This is a genomic window from Sphingobacterium sp. ML3W, from assembly GCF_029542085.1.
Taxonomy (GTDB): Bacteria; Bacteroidota; Bacteroidia; order Sphingobacteriales; family Sphingobacteriaceae; genus Sphingobacterium.
The window spans coordinates 972,843-999,359 of sequence record NZ_CP107036.1 but is presented as its reverse complement, the minus strand read 5'-3'; the positions used below and the strand labels follow the sequence as shown (position 1 = coordinate 999,359).

At 39.1% G+C, this 26,517-nt stretch carries 31 protein-coding genes; 11 read left to right on the top strand and 20 right to left on the bottom strand.

Translation table 11 applies throughout. From position 1 onward, the window contains the following. Positions 1-108: 108 nt before the first annotated feature. The 6 genes from OGI71_RS04205 to OGI71_RS04180 all read right to left on the bottom strand — a co-directional run bounded on the left by OGI71_RS04205 (position 109) and on the right by OGI71_RS04180 (position 3,176). Positions 109-507 carry a hypothetical protein gene (locus OGI71_RS04205; RefSeq protein WP_282254061.1) on the bottom strand — a complete coding sequence of 133 codons (399 nt, stop codon included), beginning with the start codon at positions 505-507 and terminating at the stop codon, positions 109-111. A gap of 32 nt (positions 508-539) precedes the next feature. After that, entirely contained in the window at positions 540-1,754 is a 1,215-nt protein-coding gene (locus OGI71_RS04200) for a hypothetical protein (RefSeq protein WP_282254059.1), read from the bottom strand. A gap of 5 nt (positions 1,755-1,759) precedes the next feature. After that, positions 1,760-2,101, bottom strand: a complete 342-nt coding sequence (locus OGI71_RS04195; protein ID WP_282254058.1) for a hypothetical protein — start codon at positions 2,099-2,101, stop codon at positions 1,760-1,762. Further along, a complete protein-coding gene (locus tag OGI71_RS04190; protein ID WP_282254057.1) occupies positions 2,083-2,589 on the bottom strand; it encodes a hypothetical protein in 507 nt (168 codons plus the stop codon). The genes OGI71_RS04195 and OGI71_RS04190 overlap by 19 nt, the downstream gene beginning before the upstream one ends. A gap of 113 nt (positions 2,590-2,702) precedes the next feature. Beyond that, on the bottom strand, positions 2,703-2,924 hold the full coding sequence (locus tag OGI71_RS04185) for a hypothetical protein (protein ID WP_282254056.1): 222 nt from the start codon (positions 2,922-2,924) through the stop codon (positions 2,703-2,705). Between the two features lie 18 nt (positions 2,925-2,942). After that, the gene (locus OGI71_RS04180) at positions 2,943-3,176 is read right to left on the bottom strand and encodes a hypothetical protein (RefSeq protein WP_282254055.1); all 234 of its coding nucleotides are present in this window, start codon (positions 3,174-3,176) and stop codon (positions 2,943-2,945) included. A gap of 609 nt (positions 3,177-3,785) precedes the next feature. On the opposite strand from OGI71_RS04180, the gene OGI71_RS04175 reads away from it, so the two are divergent. After that, a complete protein-coding gene (locus tag OGI71_RS04175) occupies positions 3,786-6,257 on the top strand; it encodes a TonB-dependent receptor (RefSeq protein WP_282254053.1) in 2,472 nt (823 codons plus the stop codon). Positions 6,258-6,297: 40 nt separating this feature from the next. Here OGI71_RS04175 and OGI71_RS04170 read toward each other — a convergent pair whose 3' ends face one another. Beyond that, on the bottom strand, positions 6,298-6,633 hold the full coding sequence (locus OGI71_RS04170; RefSeq protein ID WP_120257291.1) for a nuclear transport factor 2 family protein: 336 nt from the start codon (positions 6,631-6,633) through the stop codon (positions 6,298-6,300). 338 nt (positions 6,634-6,971) lie between these two features. Here OGI71_RS04170 and OGI71_RS04165 point away from each other — a divergent pair, with 338 nt between their 5' ends. Next, positions 6,972-7,229, top strand: coding sequence for a hypothetical protein (locus tag OGI71_RS04165; protein WP_282254050.1), 258 nt, complete (start codon positions 6,972-6,974; stop codon positions 7,227-7,229). 185 nt (positions 7,230-7,414) lie between these two features. On the opposite strand, the gene OGI71_RS04160 is transcribed toward OGI71_RS04165, so the two are convergent. Further along, positions 7,415-7,519 carry a winged helix-turn-helix transcriptional regulator gene (locus OGI71_RS04160; RefSeq protein ID WP_282254049.1) on the bottom strand — a complete coding sequence of 35 codons (105 nt, stop codon included), beginning with the start codon at positions 7,517-7,519 and terminating at the stop codon, positions 7,415-7,417. A 133-nt stretch (positions 7,520-7,652) separates the two neighbouring features. Here OGI71_RS04160 and OGI71_RS04155 point away from each other — a divergent pair, with 133 nt between their 5' ends. The 3 genes from OGI71_RS04155 to OGI71_RS04145 all read left to right on the top strand — a co-directional run bounded on the left by OGI71_RS04155 (position 7,653) and on the right by OGI71_RS04145 (position 11,002). Next, positions 7,653-8,492 (top strand): helix-turn-helix transcriptional regulator, encoded by an 840-nt coding sequence (locus OGI71_RS04155; RefSeq protein ID WP_282254048.1) that lies wholly within the window; start codon positions 7,653-7,655, stop codon positions 8,490-8,492. A gap of 41 nt (positions 8,493-8,533) precedes the next feature. Further along, complete coding sequence (locus tag OGI71_RS04150; RefSeq protein ID WP_282254047.1) at positions 8,534-9,490, top strand: nitrilase family protein; 957 nt, start codon at positions 8,534-8,536, stop codon at positions 9,488-9,490. 198 nt (positions 9,491-9,688) lie between these two features. Then, positions 9,689-11,002, top strand: coding sequence for a HAMP domain-containing sensor histidine kinase (locus tag OGI71_RS04145; protein WP_282254046.1), 1,314 nt, complete (start codon positions 9,689-9,691; stop codon positions 11,000-11,002). 91 nt (positions 11,003-11,093) lie between these two features. Here OGI71_RS04145 and OGI71_RS04140 read toward each other — a convergent pair whose 3' ends face one another. The 5 genes from OGI71_RS04140 to OGI71_RS04120 form a co-directional block, all read right to left on the bottom strand. After that, positions 11,094-12,134: an endonuclease/exonuclease/phosphatase family protein gene (locus OGI71_RS04140; protein ID WP_282254045.1), complete on the bottom strand. Its 1,041-nt coding sequence runs from the start codon at positions 12,132-12,134 to the stop codon at positions 11,094-11,096. Between the two features lie 367 nt (positions 12,135-12,501). Next, entirely contained in the window at positions 12,502-13,371 is an 870-nt protein-coding gene (locus tag OGI71_RS04135; RefSeq protein WP_282254044.1) for a pirin family protein, read from the bottom strand. Positions 13,372-13,684: 313 nt separating this feature from the next. Beyond that, on the bottom strand, positions 13,685-14,305 hold the full coding sequence (locus OGI71_RS04130; protein ID WP_282254043.1) for a DUF6796 family protein: 621 nt from the start codon (positions 14,303-14,305) through the stop codon (positions 13,685-13,687). A 515-nt stretch (positions 14,306-14,820) separates the two neighbouring features. Next, complete coding sequence (locus tag OGI71_RS04125; protein WP_282254042.1) at positions 14,821-14,982, bottom strand: hypothetical protein; 162 nt, start codon at positions 14,980-14,982, stop codon at positions 14,821-14,823. 182 nt (positions 14,983-15,164) lie between these two features. Further along, complete coding sequence (locus tag OGI71_RS04120; RefSeq protein WP_282254041.1) at positions 15,165-15,404, bottom strand: hypothetical protein; 240 nt, start codon at positions 15,402-15,404, stop codon at positions 15,165-15,167. A gap of 636 nt (positions 15,405-16,040) precedes the next feature. Here OGI71_RS04120 and OGI71_RS04115 point away from each other — a divergent pair. Together OGI71_RS04115 and OGI71_RS04110 are read left to right on the top strand one after the other, a co-directional pair. Continuing rightward, positions 16,041-16,292 (top strand): hypothetical protein, encoded by a 252-nt coding sequence (locus OGI71_RS04115; RefSeq protein ID WP_282254040.1) that lies wholly within the window; start codon positions 16,041-16,043, stop codon positions 16,290-16,292. Between the two features lie 39 nt (positions 16,293-16,331). Then, complete coding sequence (locus tag OGI71_RS04110; RefSeq protein WP_282254039.1) at positions 16,332-16,544, top strand: hypothetical protein; 213 nt, start codon at positions 16,332-16,334, stop codon at positions 16,542-16,544. A gap of 77 nt (positions 16,545-16,621) precedes the next feature. Here the strand turns inward: OGI71_RS04110 and OGI71_RS04105 are convergent, their stop codons facing one another. From OGI71_RS04105 to OGI71_RS04090, 4 genes are all read right to left on the bottom strand, one after another. Then, a complete protein-coding gene (locus OGI71_RS04105; protein ID WP_282254038.1) occupies positions 16,622-19,054 on the bottom strand; it encodes a TonB-dependent receptor in 2,433 nt (810 codons plus the stop codon). A 178-nt stretch (positions 19,055-19,232) separates the two neighbouring features. After that, positions 19,233-19,523, bottom strand: a complete 291-nt coding sequence (locus OGI71_RS04100; RefSeq protein ID WP_282254037.1) for a hypothetical protein — start codon at positions 19,521-19,523, stop codon at positions 19,233-19,235. A gap of 2 nt (positions 19,524-19,525) precedes the next feature. Next, a complete protein-coding gene (locus OGI71_RS04095; RefSeq protein ID WP_282254036.1) occupies positions 19,526-19,807 on the bottom strand; it encodes a hypothetical protein in 282 nt (93 codons plus the stop codon). Positions 19,808-19,850: 43 nt separating this feature from the next. Beyond that, positions 19,851-20,630, bottom strand: coding sequence for a hypothetical protein (locus OGI71_RS04090; RefSeq protein ID WP_282254035.1), 780 nt, complete (start codon positions 20,628-20,630; stop codon positions 19,851-19,853). A gap of 323 nt (positions 20,631-20,953) precedes the next feature. Here OGI71_RS04090 and OGI71_RS04085 point away from each other — a divergent pair, with 323 nt between their 5' ends. Further along, positions 20,954-21,592, top strand: coding sequence for an isochorismatase family protein (locus OGI71_RS04085; protein ID WP_282254034.1), 639 nt, complete (start codon positions 20,954-20,956; stop codon positions 21,590-21,592). 174 nt (positions 21,593-21,766) lie between these two features. Here OGI71_RS04085 and OGI71_RS04080 read toward each other — a convergent pair whose 3' ends face one another. After that, positions 21,767-22,360 carry a YdeI/OmpD-associated family protein gene (locus tag OGI71_RS04080; protein WP_282254033.1) on the bottom strand — a complete coding sequence of 198 codons (594 nt, stop codon included), beginning with the start codon at positions 22,358-22,360 and terminating at the stop codon, positions 21,767-21,769. A gap of 338 nt (positions 22,361-22,698) precedes the next feature. Here OGI71_RS04080 and OGI71_RS04075 point away from each other — a divergent pair, with 338 nt between their 5' ends. Beyond that, complete coding sequence (locus tag OGI71_RS04075; RefSeq protein ID WP_282254031.1) at positions 22,699-23,181, top strand: DUF4199 domain-containing protein; 483 nt, start codon at positions 22,699-22,701, stop codon at positions 23,179-23,181. Between the two features lie 70 nt (positions 23,182-23,251). Next, positions 23,252-23,791 (top strand): hypothetical protein, encoded by a 540-nt coding sequence (locus tag OGI71_RS04070; RefSeq protein WP_282254030.1) that lies wholly within the window; start codon positions 23,252-23,254, stop codon positions 23,789-23,791. A 37-nt stretch (positions 23,792-23,828) separates the two neighbouring features. On the opposite strand, the gene OGI71_RS04065 is transcribed toward OGI71_RS04070, so the two are convergent. Together OGI71_RS04065 and OGI71_RS04060 are read right to left on the bottom strand one after the other, a co-directional pair. Then, positions 23,829-24,602, bottom strand: a complete 774-nt coding sequence (locus tag OGI71_RS04065; RefSeq protein ID WP_282254029.1) for a DUF4476 domain-containing protein — start codon at positions 24,600-24,602, stop codon at positions 23,829-23,831. Between the two features lie 141 nt (positions 24,603-24,743). Further along, on the bottom strand, positions 24,744-25,271 hold the full coding sequence (locus tag OGI71_RS04060; RefSeq protein ID WP_282254028.1) for a TlpA disulfide reductase family protein: 528 nt from the start codon (positions 25,269-25,271) through the stop codon (positions 24,744-24,746). Between the two features lie 223 nt (positions 25,272-25,494). Here OGI71_RS04060 and OGI71_RS04055 point away from each other — a divergent pair, with 223 nt between their 5' ends. Further along, the gene (locus OGI71_RS04055; RefSeq protein ID WP_282254027.1) at positions 25,495-26,493 is read left to right on the top strand and encodes a helix-turn-helix domain-containing protein; all 999 of its coding nucleotides are present in this window, start codon (positions 25,495-25,497) and stop codon (positions 26,491-26,493) included. The last annotated feature ends 24 nt before the right edge of the window (positions 26,494-26,517 follow it).

Below are 26,517 nucleotides of genomic sequence, written 5' to 3'. Positions count from 1 at the left end.
TCCTCACCGCAACTGTTGGAATATGGTATCGGCTTCAAAAATGAAATAAGGCAAAAAATACATGCCAATAGTATTACCACCACAAATATAAATTTCAATAATTTCATATTAGGAAGTCTTTTGAAAAGAATAGGGCTTCCGGCGTATCAATACCACGAAAACAATCAATATCAATTGAAATACAATTATCAAAAGAGCTAATATTTGTGTTTGAAAAGCCCGCCCCGAAATCTGTCTTTCATTGGCGCGTCTCAGATCTATCTGATTTTTGATAATTTGTTTTTCGCAGGAATCAATATCGCTCCGTTGATCCACCCGCCACTTTTGCTCACTTGCAAACTGATCATTCTTATTGGACGGAATATCCAAAGAGTTCATCAGACTTAGGATGAGCCAACCGCAGGTTAGGATAGTAATTGCAGCCAAAACAATGACGATGCTTTTCTTTATTCTAAAACCGCATCCCCCCTTATTTCGACACATACTAACATTGCTTTCATTGTTCATAATCATTAAGATATTAGAATACATATTTTCGGTTATACTGCCTCTTCTGAATTGACTATTTTATAAGCGGCTTCCATAACCCCATCCAATGAGCTATTTTCAAATAGATATTTTTTCTTTTTCATCTTAAATGTCTTAGTTTTGGCAGGCATGTCTTCCTTTGTTGTATCCGTTATTTCCTCCGTCAATTCTCCTTTTACCACATCATAGTAGAGCGATTGCCAAGAGCCAGCACCCACATTATAAGTCTCTACATAAGTCAACATCAGATCATCCCCAAAATATTTAAAATGCCCCCAAATATTACCCTGCACACCAGCAAGTCCATAAAAATTAAGGTGAAGCTCACCATTTACGATATTAATATCCTCTGTTCCATATATTTTTGATCCATCCTTATTAAATTCAACCGGCATGAGGAGGTTCGAAATTTTGTGCAGACGGTAGGATTTGTCTTTATTCTGAAGCAGTACCAAGATTGATCTGATCGCCATTTTATCTGTTTTATCTCTTCGAACCATCACAATATCAGATAGACTATCCCCATTTAAGTCTCCAGTTGTTTCATATTGAATCTCAAAAACAGTAGGATCGACTATAAAATCCAAAGCCTTTTTCCCTGTCGACGGGAATGTAAATGCTGGATCTTCCTCTGATTCAACATAGTCGGGATTGGTTAATATCAAATTTCTAGGTTTGCTGATTTCCACAAACTTTTCCTTTTCCAGATCAATACGCCATATCCGATTAATTTGAGTAATCAACTCACTATCACTATTATAAAACGCTACGATATAGCTTTCTTCCCGGTCACCTTCTATTGCCAATTGGAACTTACCATAGCAGATCGCCGGATAGTTTGCCCTCACATCCAGCTCATCTACAATCAAAAACACAGATTGACCATTCACATCATGGCGTAGAAATCGTTCTATCACAAATTTGCACTGTCCGTGCTGGCAATGATCGATGACAGCGGAATACTGCGCTAGTGCATACTTATCCTTCGATACTTTTTTGGATAACATTACTCCCAAGCATTCGTGCATCTTTGACACCACAGTATCGTTGGTTGTTCTACCAATAAAAGAACGAATTGGGACACCTGTCTTTTTTATGGTACCAACTTGCATAATAGCTTCCTCCATTGCTGGAACGACCTTTTCTTTGACATGATCTTGTACTTTATAATTACAGGATTGCAATAAAGTACCAACCGCTAAAATCAATATGAAGACTTTTTTCATAGCACTCATTTTTTACTGGAATCTTTAATTCGAAACTCACCCCTGGATATCAAATTCCGCCAAAGAAATAGGAGAATTAATACAACAGAAAGCCCAACGATAGTCATAGTTGACACATCAAACATAACCTGACCAAAGGCCTTACTATCGCCAAAACATTGCACTGAATCACCCCAAATATTAGTTCCCATTGCACCTTCTTTATCACAATTGATACAGGCTAGGTATTCAGGTACAATAAGGCCAAGATAAAGCAGAATAAACAGGATATAGATCCCTCCTACAATAACCTGAGCGACTTTGAGGATGTTGACTCCTACCTTATCCTTTATTGCTCCTGTTCCCATAACTTTTCAATATCTTCGGCCGTTAATACCCGTTTAAAAGTCAATGTTCTTCTTTCAGGTGGAATTGCAATTACACGTTTAAAATATTGACCGCCACTATAAAAGTAGTTGGCCTTTCCCGCTAAAACCTCCATCGAAATAGTCGCATCATCTAGGATAACTAGCTTCAATTTGACAGTCTTGTTTTCCGCGCTGAACCCATTATTGCGAGGTTTAAGTTTCAAACAATAATCTGCTTGTATTCCAAAACTAGCCGCAGGTGTTTGTGTATTCTCTCCGATCTGATAGCAGATTGTATCATTCGATACAGTAAGTGTTCTTCTGATGATTTTCTTTTCAAAGGTTAGCATCTTCTCTCTTCCATTTCCAATGGTATCTGATGAAATAATATCAGCTAATTCATACACTCCATTCCTTAAATAAGTCTGGGCAAACGTCGCATTCGTTTCCATTGTCACAAAAATCAATATGCAAAACATCCACTTCATACCAGATTAATTTTACACCAATATACAGTTGATTTTTGTCGTGTATTAGATTATTTTAAATTTGTTAGGAGATATTTATTATTCGCTATGACCGCATCATTATCCGTATAATCTCATTGTGGCAATTTTCTTCTAAAGACCAAACTGATCAACCAACCAGAAAGTGATCCAATAAGCAGATAAATAAGTGTTTTGATTAAAAAGAAAGGCCATGAAATAATTGCTAACCCAAACTGATCGCCAATTGGAGCCGTATCGGAATAACTAACCATGGCATCCCAAAAAGAAAACAAAATACCAGCTATTCCACCAATAATAATAAAAATAAGTCTCATTCAAGGATGCTTAAAAAATCATCTTTTCTTTGAAATAAATCGAATCTGTTTAATCGAAAAATAGATCAGCCAGATAGAAAAACCTATAAAGCCAACCGTCTGAAAAGCAAATTGTATGGGTTTGGTAGCCCACCTAATCGTTGTATAGCCACCTCCTGTTCTACCGAATCTCAACTTATATTCGCCTTTTGCTGTTCCGCCAATAGTCATACTGATGATCATGCCCGCTAGCGCCAGCATAAATATGACCATACCTATCTGTAATAGATAATATGCCGTGTTAAAAAGCTTTTTAATAAAATTTTCCCACTAATCCTTCGTACCTATAAGTGTAAGAGCAAAATACAACAACAACAAAATTATGCCGGCAACTAAACTGACAATTCCAATGCACAGTATGACGACAAATATTTCCGTTATACCCATTATCTGATATTATTTAACACTTTCTACCCTATTATCCGAAATAACACAAATTGCTGTTCCAATCTATTAATTTCCAAAGAAAGATCTTTAGCAAGAAAAGGCTCAATCTCCTGAATAATAAATGAACAACTGCCGAATCAAAGATATCGAGTTATTTTCGGTCAACATTAAACGAATCTTAAGTCAATCTCAACGAATCGTAATTATTTTCATCAAAAAATTATAACGAGGCAGAGACAATCATCAGCATAGCATTATTCCTATTAACTTCCATTTCACCTTATGCGCAACGGACTCCTGCATCATTAAGATAGAAAAATCAGCTCAATTTTCTCAAAGCCTACAAACTTACACCATATTATCCTGCAACATAATACAAGCTTATACGACATACAACTACGGAGTAGACATACAACGGTGATAGAAATATAAAAAATGCGAACTCAACGAAACCTCCACTTGATCATGCTAACCGATTCTATAGCAGGATCAATTTTGATCACATTCACAACCCTGTTACTGTCTATATCGACAACCAAGATCATGGCGCAACAGGTTCAGAAAAACGATTTTATATTATCTGGAAAAATAGTTACTGCAGAAATTGCCCCGTTGGAAATTAACCTCTTCGATACAGAGGCTAAGCTGATCAAGACCGAATTTCCCAATCAACAGGGTGAGTTCCGATTTAATGCCCTCAGCAAAGGAGCCTATTACTTCAAAATTCGCCAGGGTCAATCAGACCTCTACAATTCGGAGGTCATTCAAGTGACGGACCATGACATAGCTCTACCTGAAATTCGGATAAACGAACAACGACTGGAGACCGTCGTCGTCAACAAATCACGCCCTTTTATTGAACGACATGATGGTAAAATGATCTTAAATGTGGAAAGCAGCCTTCAAAATACGGGTGGATCTGCGCTAGAAATACTGGGAAAAGCACCTGGTGTTACAATAGATGGGAATGACAACGTTATTCTGCGGGGAAAAAACAATATTTTGATACAGATTGATGGGAAAAACTCACCACTTACCGGCGATGAACTAGCCAATTACCTCCGCGGCCTCCCCGCATCTGCGATTGACAAAATTGAACTCATTACCAACCCATCTGCAAAATATGACGCAGCCGGAACTGCCATTATCAATATAAAACTAAAAAAAGGAACAAATAAGGGAACCAACGGAAGCTTTTCTACAGCATTAGGTGCAGGTAGATACGTTAAAAATAACAACAGTTTTAATATCAACCATCGCAATAATAAGCTCAATCTCTTTGCCAATTATAATTTTGCTTATCGCGAAGCATTTAACGAGCTTATGATCGATCGAAAGTTTTACACGGAAGGCAATTTAGAGAAAACATACCTACAGGACAATTTCTTTAAATTCAATACCCGCAACCATAATGGTAAAATCGGCTTCGATTATAATCTAACTGACAAAAACGTGTTGGGTGCATCTGTCAGCTTCACAAGTAATATCTTTAAACCACGTGGGAATAGCAAAACGGCTATCCTAGCCCCCAACGATCAACCACTCAGTCATACCGCCACGTTAAGTCAAACGAACAATACCTTGAGAAATATCTCTGTTAATCTCAACCATAAATACAGCATGGATACTCTTGGTTCTGAACTTAGCACGGATATAGATTTCATTCGCTATGTCAATACATCAAACCAAGGTTTTGATACCAAAACCAGCAACAACGATGGTGAACCTATAGGTATACCCTATATCTTAAGAGGAAAAACTGATGGTGGTTTGAATATTTATGCGCTAAAAAGCGACTGGATTAAGATCTTCCCTAAAAACCTCAAACTGGAAACTGGCGTTAAAACGAGTTACGTTAAATCAGATAACGATATTGAATTTTACGATCATAGTACATCGCCGGCAGTACGGGACACCAATAAATCTAATCATTACATCTACCAGGAGCACATCTACGCAGCCTATGGTAATGTGTCAAAAAAATGGAATAAGCTGAAAACCGTATTAGGTCTACGTGTTGAAAAAACCGATGTTACAGGAACACAGCTAACCACTGCACAAATTAATAAAAGGCAATACACTCAGCTATTTCCAAGTGCCATTTTTTCCTATGATTTCACAACAGACCATAATCTCGAAGTCAATCTCAGCCGTCGCATCAACCGTCCCAATTATCAACAACTCAACCCCTTTAAATACTATATTAATGCGACAACATATCGCGTTGGCAACCCCGATCTAAATGCACAAACATCGCAAAATTACGAACTCACCTATAGTTTCAAAAGTAGATATATAGCCACCCTGAGTTATAGCAAAATAAGCAACAATATTACGACTGTCATAAAACCCGTAATCGAAAATGGAGAAAACATCACCGTTCAGACAGAAGAGAACCTGAAATCAGCTTCCTATTACTCCCTCAATCTCATTCTACCGATCAAGCCGACCAATTGGTGGGATATAAACAACAGCGCGAACTTTTATTACGGTTCATATACAGGAAACGTTTCAGGGACACAGATCAATAATATTGGTAATTTCACCTTCGATATGAATAGCATCCATACGCTTAAATTGGGTAAAAATTTCGTTGCCGAATTAGCGGCCAATTATAAAGCTACCGAGGTATACGCCTTCGCCCATATTGACCCTTATTGGTATCTCAATATCGGGTTGCAAAAGAAATTTAAGGACAAAAACACTCTGAAGCTCGCCGTAAGTGATATATTCAACAGCAATACTATAAAGGGGGTGACCGTCTACAATGATTACAAAGAAAATTTTAAGACTAGAAGAGAGCCCCGAGTTGTGATGTTGTCCTATAGCTATAATTTTGGATCCACCAAAACAGGACAGTCACGTAAAACAGGTGCCGCCGAAGATCTCAAACAAAGGGCCGAATAGCTTTACTCAAAAATTTGGATCCACACACTCCTGAGTAAAGCTATTTATCTTTCAGAAGTGGCCGTGGATCAAAGACAACCTTTATTTTCAGGATCAGCTCATTTTCTACTTGATACCAGCCTGCACTAAAGATCTCCATTCCACCCATATCAATGTTATAGAAGATAGCCACATGATTACCATTTGTCATTACTTCTTTAATATTGTATTTAAACTTCATTTTCTTCATATCCGCAATATAATGATCCGCAGTATGCCTACTCCCAAGCACACCCTCGAAGACCATGTCACTATCCAATAATTCATATGCAGCCGTAAAATCTTCTTTATTCAGGCTTTCGAGAAAACTGAGCACAATGTATTTTGCTGATTTCATTTCTTCCTTTTTTTATGGTTATTGATACTATTCCCTATTAGGCCATTGCTATTATGAATACCTAAATAAAAATTCATAACATTTGGCTCCAAGACCAGTTAATTAAAAGAACAACTAAATTGCCCAAGCGTTTGATAATTTTTTACTTTTTCATCTCCTTCGATCACATATACCATTAGATTTTGGTCAAAACAAAGATTCCCTCTCTCAAAGCAGCCCTTATCTAACTTTACTAGCTGCATCAAAAAATAACTTTACAGGGTCAAAAATTTATTTAAATTTGTTTCTAACAAGAGAGTTATATAACTCTTTTTTATAAATCCTAACACAATTGAACCATGCCAGAGAATAAAGTTTTATCCCAATTGACCAGCGAGGAGTTAAACAAAAAGAAAAAACAGTCCATTGGAGTTATGATATCTTTTGGCATTGTTATGTTTATAGCTATCGTGGTTTTAGTCTACCTCTCATTTAAAACAAAAAAATATGCTCTTTCAGGTATTGCAGCTTCCTTATTTTGTGTATTTATACCGATCTATGTGAATAATATACAGATCAACCAAGAAATCAAATCCCGCCAATCCAAGAAGGAATAAATTGCAATTTTGTAGCCGTATGGATCGCTGTAACGACTATAGAAACTAAGCACATAATTGGGTTGGAGCAATATGCTCCACTATTGCTCATAGAATGAGCAGGCTCTTAACAGTGAGAATCATTCTTCTCAACTAAAAGCGATTCACCCCAGTCATTTAATTTCCAGAACACCTCCACCAGACTTTTACCTAGTGGTGTCAGGGGTATATTCCACCCGGGGTGGCAGCTCTTTAAAGACCTCTTTGCGAAGTATTCCGTCGTGCTCCAGCCCCTTAAGCTGTTGATTCAATACACGCCGGTCTATCTTAACGCGGTCAGAAACCTCAATAGAGGCGGCAGATAACGCCAGATATCAAATCATTTTTAATTTTTCATGCAAGGAAATACGTACATTTGGTATACATCAATTCACGGATTAGATCATGCAGATACTCCCACCAAAAGAATTATTGCCTTACATCAAACACTACCTCTTTTTGGAAAGCGCTGCCGATTCGCAAAAAACGCTACGCTTATTCTCGGATGGAAATACAGGAATCGTATTCCTTTTGAATCAGGGCCTTTTATCCATCAACCAAAGCGATCATCTCCCCCAGTCATTTTTGTACGGTCAGATCAGTCATTTTAAAGATCTCTGTCTTATCGAACGGATTTCCTTTATTATTGTTGTATTCCAACCTGATGGCCTCTACAAATTGCTGGGTGTACCGGCACATGAGCTAAAAGATCAAATCATTGGCTTACAGGATATCTTTGGACAGTCCGCAGAACGGCTTTATGATCAGCTCATGTACCGCAGCCATCCAACAGCCAAATTAAATGCATTAAATACCTTCTTTTATACACTCGCCATTCAAAACAAATCGCTAGGTCAAACCTCATTTTCCAATGTATTAAAATATATTACCGACCATAACGGACTCCTCTCTGTTGAAGAACTACTCAAACACAGCGGCCATACTGAGCGACACATGGAACGGATATTTGCCGAACAGGTCGGTATGAGTCCAAAAAAATTCGTAAGCATTGTCCAGCTCCATTTCTTTTTGAAGTTGCTTCGCAATAAACCTGATGATACCACACTGACGACGATCTCCTACGAAAGTGGGTATTTTGATCAATCTCATCTCATCAGGACATTTAAAAAATATACCGGTTTTACACCATCCATATACTTGAACAATACAAGCAGACTGGCAATCAATTTTATGGAGTTTCAAGCCTTGCCCGATCGTTTGTCGGGTTTGTACAATTTATCTTAACCACTTACAAGTAGATTTGTCAATAGATCAATGAAAGAAATATGGACAAATTAAAAATTGCTACAGCACAATTTGAGCATAAAAGTGCGGATAAAGCCTATAATCTGGCAATCATCGAGACCCTTGCGCAACAGGCCGCAACACAAGGTGCTGACGTGATTGCCTTTCACGAATGCTCCATTACAGGTTATACCTTTGCAAGAAATTTAGATAAACAGCAGATGCTCAATATTGCCGAACTCGTTCCGAAAGGTAAGAGCACCCAGAAGTTGATCGAGATAGCCGCCAAATACAATATCACCATTCTTGCTGGTTTCTTTGAAAAAGATGAAAATGACAATTTATATAAGCCTTATATCTGCGTCGACAAAGATGGCTTAATTGCCAAACATCGCAAATTACATCCCTTCATAAATCCTTACCTGAGCGCAGGTCAAGATTATACGATATTTGAGATCAAAGGATGGAAATGTGGTATTTTGATCTGCTATGATAATAATGTCATTGAAAACGTACGAGCGACAAAATTATTGGGAGCTGATATTATCTTTATGCCACATGTGACCATGTGCACACCTTCATCTAGACCCGGAGCGGGCTTTGTAGATCCTCAGCTCTGGCATAATCGTGAAAATGACCCAACCTCCTTGCGTTTGGAGTTTGATGGAATGAAAGGACGGAGCTGGCTAATGAAATGGTTGCCTGCTAGGGCCTATGACAATGCGGTCTATACTGTATTTTCAAACCCTATCGGAATGGATGACGATCAGTTAAAAAACGGTTGTTCAATGGTCTTAGACCCTTTCGGGGATATTCTCGCTGAATGCCGTACATTTGACGATAGCTTTGTCATAGCTACAATAACACCCGAAAAACTGATACAGGCTGGTGGACATCGCTATATCAGCGCGCGAAGACCAGAGCTCTACCGCAACATTATTGGTCAACAACATGAATCAGATCAAAAAGTAGTCTGGTTACATGCAGAAAATAGCTAGTCTCTATCAATCCTACAACTGATTTAAGGCTGTTCAACCGAAGTCTTAAATCAGTTGTATCATGATCATCCATCAGAGGTACCCCAGCCATCTATCAATTAAAGTATTGCGAAGATTTTTTTCGCTAAACATCACACTACAAAACCTTATTTATGTTAATTTAGCGGATTAATATTCACTAGCAGATTAAATAAAACTATGAACTATATCCGAAGATATTGGAACATACTCACTAATATTGGTACCCGTCCGGATATGTCCTATATCGACCTCAAAAGGATACAGATGGTCAACTTGATTGCCATACTTTGCTTATTACCAACGCTTTGCTTTTTTATCCTTAATATCATCGACAAACGTTACTTGCTGTCGACGATCAACCTATCCAATACCATCTGTTCTATTTCGGTACTCTTTCTACAATACGATGGTAAACATAACTTTGCGAAAGCGATGTTATTAATCAGCAATTTCATTTTTTTTCTTTTGGGAGCGATATTGTTTAAAAATGGAGGCGAATATTTTCTATTATGCACCCTTATTGCTTCGATGTTGCTCTATGACGACCGTCGTGTCCATATTTTTTTCTGTCTTGCTACCTCTTTCGCCATTGCATTGCTCTATTTCCTTCCGACAATTGTTCCTGTTGTCCAACGTGTTCCCAGGCTGAGACTGATCTTCAACATTAGCAATGCACTTGCTTTTATTGTAATCGCTGTAAACTCCTTCCTCCAGATTATTTACAACAATATGGAGAAGATTGAAGACCAGCGGAGAAAACTGGAATCCATGAATCGCGATAAGGAAAAAATATTTTCCATCATCGCTCATGATATCAAAAGTCCATTTGCTAGTTTGGAAGCATTGGTGTTGATGCTTCGCGACCAAATACTTAACAATACCGTATCTAGAGAATATATACAACAACTTTATCAACAGATTGTGCATCAAAACCAGGCACTGGACGACTTTCTGCAATGGGGAAGTAGTAGCATGCGTGGGATTACCAGCCCAGCTGTTTTAGTGCTGATCGAACCATTGATTCGCGAAATCATGACATTATTTGCTGATCAGATACAGGTAAAACAACTCAAGATAGAAATTGATATCACCGAAGGAACACATATCTTCGCCAATAAGGATCACACGTCCATCATACTACGCAACCTTATTAGTAATGCCATCAAATTTAGCTACGTGGCTGGAAAGATAAGCATCTATTGCAGTAGGAATGAGATCCATACCAACATTCATATCCAAGATGAGGGGATTGGAATTAATCCCTCCAAATCGGCCTCACTGTTTAATGTAATCCAGCATAAATCATTCGGTACGGAAGATGAACCCGGGTCGGGCTTAGGGCTCGTATTATGCAAAGATCTGATCGAGCGAAATAAAGGTATAGTCGATATTCAGAGTATTCCCAATAAAGGTTCAATTTTCACCGTTGGCTTACCATCATACCCCACAAGAAACCAGGCCTCCAAAAAAGAAGCACAGACCTGTTGCTAAAAACCTGTCCGTGCTTCTTATGCCGTGCAATGTCCCCTGTATTCCTTTAGCACTGTATTCAATCCACAGCAATGCAATTAACTTTTCTCTCCTAAAAGCTAAAAGTCACTAACAGGGCTTTATGATCTGTAGGCCATATTCCTTTTGGAAGCAAAAATTCATCTTCGCTATCTTTTTCCTGCTTTTTAGCATATTTCACCGTTTCCACAGGACCCACAATCCTCGCCTTCACCACTTTTAATGGTTGCTTACTGCGATAATAGACATAGTCTATCCTATCCCGATCATCAGCTGTAGGTGCCCAGGCCAGCTTATCAATAGGGACATCCTTATTGAACGCCGGATAGGTAAACCCGGGATGACTTACCGGATTGGGATACTGCACACGAAAACTATCCTTAAACCCCGCTTTGTTTAATAGAACCGAACAGTCCCAAGGCACCACGGCACCCCGATGGTCAAACAAATCCTTTGTCGCTACAGTCCAGTCCAAATGTGAAGGCTCATTAAAATCGCCCGCAATAATAAAAGATTGGGATTGCTTCTCCCCGTCCACATCGTGTATAATATCACGTATCGCTTCATCCCTTTTACTTTTACGATTGGCTTCTACAATTGCAGACACCTCAGTAATCGGGTTCTCCAATTTCTTCCAGGTTACTCCATCATACCCCCTAGGTAGGTAACAGGCATAATTGGTATAATCCAGGTGTAAAGAATAAAAGACGAAATCGCGGTTGCCAACTTTGATCTTACTTTTCAACACACCTCCCATCTCGCTATCTTTACCATACAGTGCGTGTTGGTCCGCCACTGGAAATTTGGAGATCAATCCAACATCCAGCTTTTCATCACTTGACTTACCAAAATAGCTTGCCCCTTTGGATTTTAATTCTGCTAATATCCGCTGGATATAATCTGTTCCTTTGTAATTACGTACCTCACTAAAAAGCACGATATCAGCATTCTTGTCTATGATTTCATCCGCAATAGCCGGAAATCCATTGGGTACAACCGTCCCCTCCTGCCAGATATTGATCTGCAGCACTTTTAACTCGGTTTTCCCCTTGGCGGCTATGATCTGTCCTATACTGAGTAGCAGTAGCAACATTATAAATCTTCCTATTTTCATCTATATGGTATATGGTAACACATCAGTTTATAAAACCTGCCCTAGTGAACTAAGGCAAGTCCAATCTTCAAATATCCAAAGACTTTGGCACAACTCCTATTTTATTTTTGTAACAACCATATGATTTTGTCTACATTGTCTACACCACCCCATTGAAGTTGTACCGCCACAATTGTCTTAGGCGCTATTGAAATACCAGATCTATCGATAAAAAAAACTGAACGGCTTGTTGTAAAGAGAACCTTATTCAAAAAAAATCCCCTGAGCTTTTAGACTCAGGGGAAATTCATGATTTAATCTATAAACCGACATTTATATTCAGCAATCATTTTTAGCAGAAAGTAGTACAGTGGTTTTCTATCAATGACTATTCAAGTGTACCGAATTTACCAGCCTGGAAGTCCTCGAAAGCCTGATAGATTTCCTCTTGTGTGTTCATTACAAAAGGGCCATAGCTTACAATAGGTTCGTCAATAGGTTCTCCACTCATAAACAGTAAGACAGCTTGCTCATTGGCCTTGATCACGATTTCTTCACCATCGTTTTCAAACAGCACAAAACTATGTTCTTTGGCCAACTGTCCATTGACCTCTGCTTCTCCATTGACAACCAGAATGGCGGAATTGTGATATTTGGGAACAGTAAATGCTGTCTGATGACCCTTTTCTAATTTAATATCAAAGAGATTGACTGCAGTATAAGTTTCGGCTGGTCCTTTTGTATCCTGAAATATACCAGCTATGATATTAACAATACCGCCATCTTCAGGCAACTGTACTTTGCCCATCTGATCTGCAGTAATGCCCTGGTAATGCGCTTCCGTAGACTTATCCTTTGCAGGTAGATTAACCCAAAGCTGCACCATTTCAAAAGGACCACCAGCTCTGGAGAAATTCTCCTCGTGATACTCTTTGTGCAATATTCCTGCTCCAGCTGTCATCCATTGAACATCCCCGGGATTGATCACCCCGCTGTTACCCGAACTGTCATGATGCGCCACACTTCCTTTATAGGCTATAGTCACGGTTTCAAAACCTTTATGCGGATGAACATCTACCCCACGAATATGATCTGATGGACCAAAATCAAATTCCGCATTGAAATCCAATAAGAGGAAAGGACTCATCCGTCTTTTGGTAATCCCGTTACCGGGAACCATATTGTACACACGGAATCCGTCACCTACCATACCTGGCTGTGCAGGTCGAGGGAAGATTTTTTCAATTGATTTTTTCATTTTTAATACTCCTATCTTTTGAATCCATACATCATCGAATACACTCCGCTTGCTTGCTTGCTTGCTTGCTTGCTTGCTTGCTTGCTTGCTTGCTTGCTGTTCGATTTTGTATATCCAAATTTACGCCAACAAAGCAGTATAAACCAATAACCTAGTTTAAGCTAAAAAGTTAATGTAGGTTAAGAATCTATCACCGTCTCTTGTGCCGCGGGTTTTTTGAAAAGTAGCCACAACAAGATAAAAAAAATCAGGTATGCAATATTAAATCCCGCAGCGAGCAACCAGCCCTTCAGTACAGACGAGGGTAGGAATCTCAAGGGCAACTGATAGATGGTGATAAAAACAGGACTGATAAAGGCTGCCCAGCGGGCAATTGTGTCTTCCGCATAAAAACCAGTATCGAAAACAGTAGCCAACCTACCATCAACACCACAATAGCCGTCCCCCAAGCAATATACAGTACCTTCGTAAAGCCCGAGGCTGTCTCCAACAGATATTGATGAGCTACCGGATCGGTATGGTATATTGCTTTGTATATTTCACCCGTATAATAAAAGTCCGCATGACCGAGGGGCATCAGCATAACACTGACTATCAACACAAAATAAGTTCCCCAGGCATACCACCTGGATTTGTCCTGAAAATACTGATAGGCTAACCATACGCCCGGCAGGAACAAAGTAGCCGTCATCGAGGCAATCAGTGCACCAAACATGAGGCGTGCGCTCGACCCTTTCAGCATGAGTACCGCAATACCCACGTCCACCTGATCCGCATAAGTCTCCGAAAAAAGTGGATATTCCGAAGGATCTACATCAAAACCCGCGACAAACATATCTCCAATAATCCAACATACCGCCGCCAGTATGCTAGCAACAAATGACCATTTAATTTTTGTAGTGTAAAGCATATCAAGAATTATTCTAAATAACATAAATATGTTGCAAAGGTATCGTTAAGGAAGCTAGACAGAATCCGTCTAAAGGAGGAATTTGTCCGTAGAACGGATTTTTTGAATAGATACTGCGGAAATAGCAAACCTCGACTTAGAAAGCTACATAGCCCAAAAGCGAAATAGGACATTTACCAATGGAGAGTTTCCGCTCAACCCCACATCCACAGATCAAGCGCAGATTACTTTTAGTCAGTATCATCGGGTTGCACAACCAGTCAGTCTGCCTTTACATACCGAGAACACCAACCATCACTATAACTTAACCAAAAACAAGACAATGACCTATGAATAAATTAATTATAATACATAAAAACCGTATTTTCCCACATTAGATTGATTACTAAACAGCTGGAACACATTCAATATCCGATGCACAGCTGATATTATTTTATACTACATCTGATATCGAAGGCTCTTTTTGACCATTTCGATAAAACTGATACTGTCCTCCTCTGATAGTCAAAATATCGCCTGTACACAACTTTTCTCCGTAATCAACCTGATCCAAGGAATAGACCTAATAGTTCCGCTACGACCTTAATACCTCCTTTTACACCATCAATACTGCGTCCATTGTCTGGTAGCTTCGTGCACCACAACAATGCATCCAAGCTTAGTCGAAATTCATTTTCTCCTACCGATTGGCCTCTCCCCATGACAGCCTATCTCTGCTTAAAACATATCGGATTACTCCAAAAACAACCATAACCAATGGTTATAAGCACCTGTTTTTAGCACTATACTTTTAATTTATATAACCAATATAACATATTAAACTACAAACAATAACAATACAAATAAAACATCTGCAGACACTAAATTTATCACGACTAATCCGCTATGGATATCCGACCCCACAGGAATCTATATTACCGATTTCATCGAGCTCAAAATAGTATTTTATCAAAGCAGTGGCTTCTGTCATTGTCACCTCTGTGACGGCAAACTTGATCAAATTTTCATCTATCAGTATTTCCACTTTGATCTCCTTACTACCCACTACTTCAGCCCTATCTAAGGGTTTCAATTGTAAATAGGAATTTCCGAATTCTTGGTTGTAATATTTTAAATTCGCCATCAGGATATTGCAGCACAATACAGATAACTCTTTCACAACTAAACGCAACTACAATTACAACTGAAATAACTAATAATCAATATATTAAAATAAACTACATAAACATAAAATTAACCTATATTTATCTATCAGATCAGTAAAATTATGTGAATCAGAAATAGCTAAAAAGTTATTTCATTGTCCACCACCTAAAAAGAATTACGCCTAAATATACAGCGATCATAGACCAGGCACAGTGGCAAATTGAGATCCCGTACATCTTTTTTATCATTCGTTATATGCAAGTTATTATCCGTCTAAGCGATTAGGCTTATTAGCAAAAAGAAAAACTACCCTCGCATCAATCCTTTTGCTGCCATACTAAAAGACTTCCTTAAAAATGATGATCACTTTAACCTGATCGAGCTAAAAAATGTTTTATAATCTTTGTTAACCTTTTTCTGGTACCAAAACAATGCAATCAGATTTAACCAAAAGCGAACAATAACGATGCGCTTTTTTAATATATTAAATATAGTTGTCACTTATCCACCTGTCAACTGTGCGATAGCCGCTTCCAAAACGGCATCATTTTCCCTAAACCTTCTCCATCCAGCAATTGTTCCTTTATAAAAAAGAGAACTAAAACTGATAATCATGGATGATATTTTGATAAAAGATCATATTCAACAATTAAAGGATGTCGAAACAGCTGATCTCTGGATCGACGAAAATTTTGAAAAGAAGCTATCTCAGGTGGATGGCACGACAGCTTTTGAACGTCCTATCCCCGCAATGCATAGCATAGCAGAGTTAGTATCACATTTAATCGAGTGGCGCCGGGAAGTTTTAAGCCGCCTAAAAGGAAATCAAAGAGGACTCGATATGAGCGATGCCGCAAACTGGTGAAGCAATGATGAGTTAAGAAAACGTGGTTGGGAGAATCTAATGCAGGATCTTCATATAACACAGCAAAATATTATTTCTTTTCTGGAAGGAAAAGATGACTCTTTCCTTCATACTGCTTACCCACATGCTGACACCTCCTTTCCGCACGATTATAAGTATTTGTTAACGGGTTTAATTCACCATGATATGTACCACCTCGGGCAGATGGGTATTACGATTAAGTTCCTGAAAATTCAGCATTTGGATGTGTAACACATCCATTCTCAATAGCTCTAAAAGAACACAATATTTAGACAGTACACCAAGTGATTGACGTCCTTATTTTTTCATTACTGTATTCGGCCACTTTCACTTTCTAGCGCTGACTTTCGACTACGTTGTTCCTTTGCCGCCCCACTGCTAAATCTATAGCCAAAACTCAGACGCACCTGTCTTGACTCATAGTAGCCGTAGCTTGATGATTGCAAACCGGGTAAATTCTGCGTGTATTTAATCTGGTTACCTTTATAAACATCGGTTACGGCCAGCCTAAGTGTCGCCTTATCCTTCAATAAACTCTTTTGGAATGCAATATCTAGTTGACTTATCGGTCTACTGATCGTATTTGCACCACTCAGCCGCTTGGAGTTGTAGACCATTGAAATCTCGCACCGCATCTTATTCGGCAGCTTAAAAGATTGTAGCAGACTAACACGTCCCGCGGTCTGCTTTAAATTGAGATTTTGGTACTGGTCAAATGAAACATCATTGTGGATATAATACATCAACCCATTAAAGGTAATATCCCACCAAGGTTTCGGTGTTAGCGTCTGAGTCAAGGATAGCGACCAATGCTTTTGCGTACCCACATTTTTGCTGATCATCATTATTTTATCAGCTTCCAATGTATCCGTTATCTTGGCATTCAATTGATCCGTATACGCATAATTTAAGCCGACAACCGTCGAACTTTTCAGGGAATAAAGTAAGGAAAACCGCTGGGTCAGTGAGGGGGTCAAAAACGGGTTTCCTTTCCAGAAAGACAGTTCATCGAGCATATAAACAAAAGGATTCAGATCCTGATACGCTGGTCTTTCAATACGCTTGGCGTATGAAAGTGAAATTGTCTGTTTATTGGCCAGTTGCCTCGTGATAGATAAAAAGGGGAAAAGATTGGTAAAATTTCTATTGATATGGTCATCCAGATCCTTTCCTTGCTCCCGATAAAATAAAATACCTTTGGAATTCGCATTTTCTAGCCGTAGCCCAGCTTGGAGAGACCATTCTCCGATAGTTCTTTTATAGTCAAGATATACGCTGGCTATGCGTTCGTCAAAATGAAAATCATTGGAACGTCTATTATCGAGACTATCACTTACGGGGCTGACATGATAAAACCGGGAATTGTTTTTAGAGCCTACAGCCGAATATTTGGCACCTGCTTCCAATTTTCCGTCCCACAGTTTCGTAGCATAGTCAACCTTTAGCCCTTTTAGATCAATATCGATATTATTCAGCGTGCGGTACAGATTTTCGTCAACGACATTTCCCTGGTTGTCCCGATAGGTATTCGATTGTAGGTTTTTATTCCATTTATCAAAAAGACCGTAGTCCAAATCCACATTTAGACTACGACCAAGTGTATCTTCATATTTGTAGTTCAGATTAAAGTTGTAGCGCTTGGTACTCTGACCATAGTAATCGTTGATTGCATCAAGAGATTCTTCAAATACAACTGAAGGAAGTGTTGCAATAGCCGTAGCTGTATTCGTCAGTCCACCACCGAAGATAAAATTACCATTTGCCAAAAAACCTATTGTATTTTTATCGTTCAGAAAGTAGTCTACCCCCACCTGAGCACCCATTTTCTGGCGCTTGTCCACATCGACCGTATGGCTGTCATAAGATTTGCCGTTTTGCTTACGATCAGTCCCATAGAGGTAATTGTAATGGCCCAATGTATGGTTATAATTCCCAAATACATTGAGTTTATTCACCCGGTAATTGAAGGTCATATTCTGCAATTGCTTCGGGCTTACACCATAAGCAAAAGCACTTGTTATACTTCCGTTCAACCCCTTCAACTGATTTTTCTTCGTTTTGATATTAATAATACCAGCAGCACCGCTCGCATCATATTTAGCAGAAGGACTATTGACAATTTCGATGGATCGGAGATTATTCGATGACATCGACTTCAATAGATCGTTGAGCTCCTTTCCCGAAAGAAAAGTTTGTCTCCCATCCAACAAGATCTGCACTCCGCTTTTACCGTTGAGCGTAATGTCGACTTCATTTTCTACCTGTACCCCAGGAGCTCTTTTCAATGCGTCAAAAGCCGAAATATCCTGTGCTCCGATACTATTTTCCACCTGATAGACAATGGTGCCACCATCAACCGTCAGCACCGCTCTTTTACCTTCGACCGTCACCGCTTCCAATTTATTTTCCTGTCGGTAGAGTTTTACGGTACCCAGATTGCCATTAGCAAGGTCAAATAGGGCGCTCCTATGATCTAGGTAGCCAAGGTGTTTTACCGCTATAAAATATTTACCCGGGATTTTACCCCGAAGCTGAAAAATTCCCAGATTATCAGTGTTTGTACTGGATACCAATACCCCACTGCTGCTGTACAACCCTACTGTAGCCAAGGCAACAGGTGACATCTCGGGGTCAACCACAGTACCTTTGACCAGGTTACTATCATTCTGCCCATAGAGTATTCCACTCCATAAGAAGACAGTTGCAATCAATACGAGTTTTATAAAATCAAATAGGATCATTGGCTACCCTTAATCGTACGTAATGATACAGATAAAAAAGCAAAATATGCAATAAAACGCAAAAATATAAAAAAAATCCCCAAACTTGCATAGAAACGCATAACTCAATTAACGGATATACAAAATCGGACGGACGATCAGGGTAGCCTAAATTGGTCAAACTACTGGGAATAAGACATCATTCTGCTTTAATCGCTATATCTATACCTTTGTTTGTGTCAAATTTTAAATCATCAATATGCTCTCCAGCAGAAATAATAATTTCATCTTTAAAACGATCTACCTTTATTCTTTCTATTGAGTTGGCTTCATCAATCATTGTTACTTCCCTTTTTCCTAAAAATTTCAGACCGTTTTCAGTATAAAAATAAACATAGAACAAGTGACCACACTCTAAAAATGAATCGAGTATAATTACCTTATCAGTGTTATTTTTATAGACATAAATCTGAAAACCTAAGTCTCCCAAATCTATGTCATTGCTGTCAATATAGCCGATCTGATCAATGGAAAAATTTCTTTTTTTTCAGCGAATGCAATTGATATCTGCTCTTTTTCATTAACACAGACTGTGGCATTATATTCGTCGCCATCACAATTGAGCAGAAACTGTTTAAATTCAACCTCAGTATTGCTTACACTGTCTAAATGGGTATTTTTTACAACTTTCTCCTTGGTTGCAAAACGGTTTTCCTGACAGGAGATCAAAATCAAGAAAAATAAGAATACTGTTAGCTTGAATAGGTTTTTCATATGCTCACGTTTTCCAATCATCAAAGAGATTATTTATCCGAACTTAATAGCAGAAGTTGAATTCGATCAACTTGCAGTGGTCTGTCCGCCATTTTACCCATTTGGAAATAGGTTTATAATCCTCGATATAATCACAAGCTGGCTTCGGAACCGATCTGATTAATATAGAATCATCCTTTATCTCCAGTATCTGGTACAAGTATTTTCGTTCTGCTATACTGATGTTCTGAACAGCTGCTGTTAATGTCACAAATGCGGACTTGATGTAGTCATTCCAGCTCAAAAAACTATACTGGAGGTCTTTTTTCAGAATAAGTTTTCTTTCCCTATTGATATAAACAGTTAAATGAGTACTGTCCTGATCAGGAGATTGCGCGTCAAATTCAAAAATCCGCAATTCATTATGGGGTATAATCTGACGGGCAATTACAGTTTCCGGAAGATTAATTTCATAATCTGTAAACTCTCCGTCTGCACCCCTAACTATACTTGGAACTATACGTCCGTAGATCGTTTTGTCCAGATTTAAGATGTCGATCGGCTGATCGATGGACAAATGGACAACACCACTTCCACGCATGGTATTTTCTGTAAAGAAAGAGATCCCCTTATATGCTGTAATATTCAGATGTGAGCTATCCCCCTCTGGGCATTTAGCCCCTACCACCGGCTCAAGCTCTTTGTTTTTTTGCGAATGTTCATTCACCGCTTTTGATACAGCTGCAGTTTGAGAGCCATTATTACATGAAGCCATGGTTATTCCGATTACTATGCTATATAATGGGATGAAAACATTGAGTAGTCCTTCTATTTTTCTTTTCATTTTTATCGTGTAGGTCTATCTGATCATAAAAATAGATATACCGCAAATAGCAAAAGGAGTTGTTTTAATATCCGCTTGAGAAGACTTATGATTCGCTAACCGCAGCTAAATTCTCCCATTTGCATACTTACGTACGGCATGAAGGAGTGTCCCATTGGTTCCGGACCAGACTGCATTCCTAATAAACGGCTTCTTTCGAAACAGTTCATTCCTTAAAACTTAAGGTACATTAAGTCTTAGGCTTAATCTGCTTCATTTTCCACTAAAAATACCGTGCCTACCTTTAACCAAAGATTTATTACACAAATTAAAATTTTAAAATCATGGCACTTACAACAAGAATCAATGCAGATGATGTTGCATTTTTACTGATCGACCACCAAAGTGGTCTATTTCAAACAGTCAAAGACATCGAGGTACCCACCTTGCGGAGCAATGTTGTGGCATTATCCCAAATTGCCGCAATAGAAAATATTCCGGTCATCACTACTGCTTCAGAACCCAAAGGCCCCAATGGACCATTAATGCCTGAAATCCATGAGCATGCGCCGCATGCTGTATATGTTGGCCGTACTGGCGAGGTTAATGCCTGGGATACTCCGGCTTTCGTTCAGGCTGTAAAAAATACTGGTAAGAAAAAATTAGTGATCGCAGGAGTATTGACGAGTGTCTGTGTTGCCTTTCCTGCTATTTCAGCGATCACCGAAGGTTATGAGGTATTTGCAGTCATTGATGCCTCTGGCGATATGAGTGCGCTCTCGACACAGGTAACCCTAGCAAGATTACAATTAGCAGGAGTTATTCCAATCACAACCACTGCTGTCATCAGTGAGGTATTAAAAAGCTGGCAACACAAGGATGCGGCGAAGTACGCTAAAGCACTGTCCATGGTCATGCCAAATTACCAGGCCCTGATCGAAAGCTACTACAAAGCACAGGAAGTTGCCCTTGAGAATAAGTAATAATCGCGCATTAGACTGTCGTAAAAAATTACGGCAGTCTAAATAAAAAAAGACTAATCTCACGACTAGTCTTCCTATGAAACAACAAATTTAAGTGCTTATGTCGTCTCGAAGATAAGTCTTATTTAGAATGATTACAAATAATAGCGCATTTATTTATTCAATTCGTTGAGATTATCGAAATTGTTTTGGTTTCATTTGGCTAGCAGCCTGTTCCGCAATCTCCGCGATCCGTTTGTTTCGGGTTTCGGGACGTTTCGCTAAAGCAATCCATTGCAGCAACATTTTTTTTGCTGATTTGCTCAAACCGGCAAAGAATGCTTCAGCCTCGGGATAGCTCTTCAATGCACTGTCCAGATCTTCTGGAATAAACAGTTCCTCTACGCTATCAAGAACAGACCACGAGCCGTTTTCCTGAGCCACCCGGATTACTTCCAGTCCTGCTTGAGTCATCTGTCCACTGGCTATAAGCTTCTCAATTTTTTCTTTATTGACCCTGGACCAGGTTCCCCTGGGCTTACGTCTGCTGAATAACTGCTTAAAAGAGCCTTTCTGAATTGTTTTTCTTGTACTATCAATCCAACCGAAACATAATGCTTCATCGACCAGTTCACTCCAGGCTACAGCCGGCTGCCCCGAATTCTTTGTATTACAGATAATCCACACGGATTTCTCAACAAGATGGTTATCCACTAACCACTGCCGCCATTCCGCCTGCGTATGAATACTGATGGACTGCACTTCCTTTACCTGTTGTATCTTATTCATTTTTGGTTTATTTATTATTTCCAGATCTTGACGGATTATCCACCCCAATAAATTTCTACAGGGCGCAGCATTTTACTGCATTCTCAGCACACAACTTGCTTATTACTGGTATATAAAATTAATAAAACAAAAGACAACTGCTTGTCAGTACGGAATATTTCTACAGGATTACTTCGGAGATGAATCGCTTGTGACTGGAGTTTGATCAATTTAAGTACAGCGAAACAAACGGATAAAACCTCATTATTTGTAGCCAAATTAATATTATATTTAATAAACCGACTATTGATGATTTTCCAGAGAAATAACAACATACTATCTAAAACTGCAATAGAATCATGAAAAATATTAAAATTGAGATCAAATGGGCTATTTTTTTCACGCTGATGACTTTAGCGTGGATGCTCTTAGAAAAAATATGCGGGCTCCATGGCAAGTATATTGACTATCACCTTTATCTGACCAATCTTTTTGCTATCCCAGCAATCCTATTTATGGTACTGGCATTGAGAGATAAGAAGAAAAATTTCTACCACGGTAATATAAGCTATATCCAAGGATTAATTTCGGGCTTAGTGCTTTCTGTTGTTATCGCTTTATTAAGTCCGCTGACACAATGGATTATTTCTTATGTCATCACGCCAGAGTATTTCCCCAACGTCATCAAGCGATCGGTCGAAATAGGCTATTATAAAACAACAGCCGAAGCGGAGGCAAATTTCAATTATAGCAATTATGCCATTAATTCTACTATTTTTGCTTTCATTTTCGGTGCAGTCACAACGGCGATCGCGATGATTTTTATTCGTACAAAAAGGTGATCCATACGATGGGTAACAAGATGCTGACGAATTATCTGTTTTAATATTTTTAATTTCGAAAGATTGGACTATGGTCAATAAAGGTTTTGGTTTAGCTTTAACTGGAATTCCGACAGAATTTGGAGATCTGGTAGCATTGGACAATTTTACGTTTCCAAATGGAAGAAGCTTTTCCACATCTTATAAAGAATTTGTATTAACATACGGATATGGATTAGCGTTGGGAGAATTCCATATTTATCTACCCATGGGCGAGTATGGTGATTCTTTATTTGTGCGAACAGCTGCAATCAAAAACACCTACATTGCCGATGTTGAGCTTGGGGATATCTGGTTTGACATCGCACCTGACGGATCTCCCGAATTATTAAAACGATTGTTCCCCTTTGCTTGCAGCGACAATGGCTATTATCTTTTTTGGGATTGTGACTCCGCATCAGCTCATGAATTCGATATCTATCTAACAGACTTTAGAGGGTTAGGATTTCGAAAAGTTGGCCGGTCATTGTATGAACTCGTCGATAATCTAACTGGTCATCACAAGGCGTTTCTACCTTTTTCCAGTGATCCTCTACCCAGGACTTTTAAATGTCTGATTAAAGTTGAATAACAAAAACCTTTAAGGAAGTATCCATTTCCAATACTATTTACCTTACTCTTTGCTGCTTTTCTATAAAGTCAAGCAGATCATTTTTATTACCCAGGAAAGTAAAGTTTCCTGTCAGTGTGGAATAATTTCTTTTGTCCGAACAATTTCCGTAGGCTGCCTTGGCGACTTTCAGCTTTTCATCATCCCATTGAAAACGTTTCATGATTTCATTAATCTGTTCAACACGGAGTGTTGTTTCAGAAAAGATTGGGTTAATTATTTTGAATTTCGCATCGTCAAAAGGTTCCCTGTTCATGAGACTGAATAAACGATCCAATTCTGCCCTAGTTATCGGTGTAATGGAATTTATCGGTGGGATACCCATATCCGGATTATCGTCCAGATGAATAGGTCTGCCCGGTGCACCGTAAGCATAAGCCACTCCATTGCCTAAGGACGACATGTCTATTGGAATTTGAGCAAATAGATTAATAAGCTGGCCACGGGTCCGTGTATTGCGCTGACTTCCGACTTTAAAGATCATCTCCACAAAATCACCATTTTCATTGCGTACAGTAATCTGTCTCCGCTCCATTTCCCTCTGCCCCCTTCCGCTTATCAGGGCGCTAATCGCATACAACTGATCCGAAAGTCCATCGATCGTCACCTGCAATTCCGGCCGATCGTTATAGGCTACCCCATTTAAGGAAAGAATAAAGGGTTGACTTTCGGAGACAACTGTAATTCTTCCCATATTAGAAGAACGATACTGCGCATGTAGATTAATTCCGATCAACTGAACCAGAAAAAAAAAGAGGATATATTTCAACATAAAATACAGATTATTTAATACTATGACTCTTTCGTTTGCACAAAGATTAATTCACCCTACAATTTTTTAATAATTTTATTTAATCCATCATACCGCAGCATCATGTAGCCCACTAGCAGCACTATTTTACAGTTATTATCCCTACTTTTTACTATATTTCTTTATTATATTAGTAAGTACAGTTTCTGTAAGTTCGTGGTCTTCCAAAGTCGGAAATCCTTCCCAACGGACAATACCATCAGGGTCTAGCAAAATGCAATGTGGTATCCCCTGTACTTCAAGTTCTTTTTTTAGCTTGCCTTTAGTATCTATGGCACTGTAATAGTCAATTTTAATTTCCTTGGCATTTTGAACTACTGTAGCTGCTTCGTCTGAAACACCAATTATCGCGAGCTTGTCCCCATACTTTTTATGCCACTCATTCAATTCCGGAATGACCCTGCGGCAAGGTCCGCACCATGTCGCCCAGAAATCAATGAGTACAAATTTGCCCTTTGTCTCCGGCGCATCAGACAGCCACTGCTCTACTTCCAACTTTGGCGCCTTCTTATTCAAAATTGATTTTGCCCATAATTTTTTATTATTGTTGCTTTCCTGTCCATGAGCAATGGTACATAACAAACAAAGGGACATAAAGGCAATAGCTTTAATTCGTGTTTTTACATTCATAAAACTGGTTTTTTAATTTTTTCGTTCTTATTCAAGCAACTAATTCACAAACCTCTGCATTTATCTAGCCGTTTTAGAGCTCACTTATACAGATGATCCTATTCAGCAATATCCGAAAATAAACTATTTTTTTTAATCATCCTAAAAATGGCCGAATCTGTCCATTCTTTGTCATTGTAGCCATATCACCTTCTTCGTACATTTGTACCATACAGCGCAAACGATGGAAAACACAGCGAAACAAACAGAAATAAAAACAATTGCACTTTTGATCTTGCCAGGGGTTCAGTTATTGGATGTTGCCGGTCCCTGTGATGTATTTATGTCTGCCAACCACTTTTTGCCAGATGATAGTGCACTGAAGTATGAAGTGGAGCTGATATCCAGTACCTCAGATAAGATCGTATATTCAAGTGCTGGAATTCCCCTTACCTGCGGGCATTCCATTGATGATGATGATTTTCCGATAGATACGCTACTCGTTGCCGGTACCGAACTTAGCGTGCTGGATGAAGTCAACACTGGCCTTTACAGCTACCTGCAACGTCGGGCCACAAGTGTAAGACGTATCGGATCAGTCTGTGTCGGGGCATTTGTTTTGGCCAAAGCGGGATTATTAAGAGGTAAACAGGTCACGACCCATTGGAAATATGCTGCTATCCTGCAAAAGGACTATCCCGAGCTTGAAGTCAATGTCAATCCATTTTTTATCCGTGATGAGGGCATCTATACCTCAGGTGGAGTAACCTCAGGAATAGATCTCGCCTTGGCACTATTGGAAGAAGATTTTGGAAAACCTTTAGCTTCTGAAGTAGCCAAACATCTTGTGCTATATTTGAAACGTCCAGGTGTACAGACCCAATTTGGAGACCTGGTTGGCGACTATGACCTGTTATCGCCCTTCACCAAGGCAATCAGGGATTTGCTCAAAGATAAGCTTGGCCAAGCGGTCAGTATAGACTATATGGCGGAATCGGTCCATATGAGTGTCCGTAATTTCTCACGGGTATTTCTCAAAGAATCGGGTATGACACCCGGTAAGTTTCTGGAGAAAATGCGATTGGATCAGGCCAAAAACATGTTGGAATATACCGATATGAGCCCAGCTATGATTGCTCAAAAATGCGGATTTGGAAATGTGGTCTCCCTTCGGCGCCTATTTCTGAAATATCTCTCCATTTCTCCTGTTCAATTCCGGAAGACCTGCAAAGGTAGCGAGTAATCCATTTCGTCTTATTAAAATCAC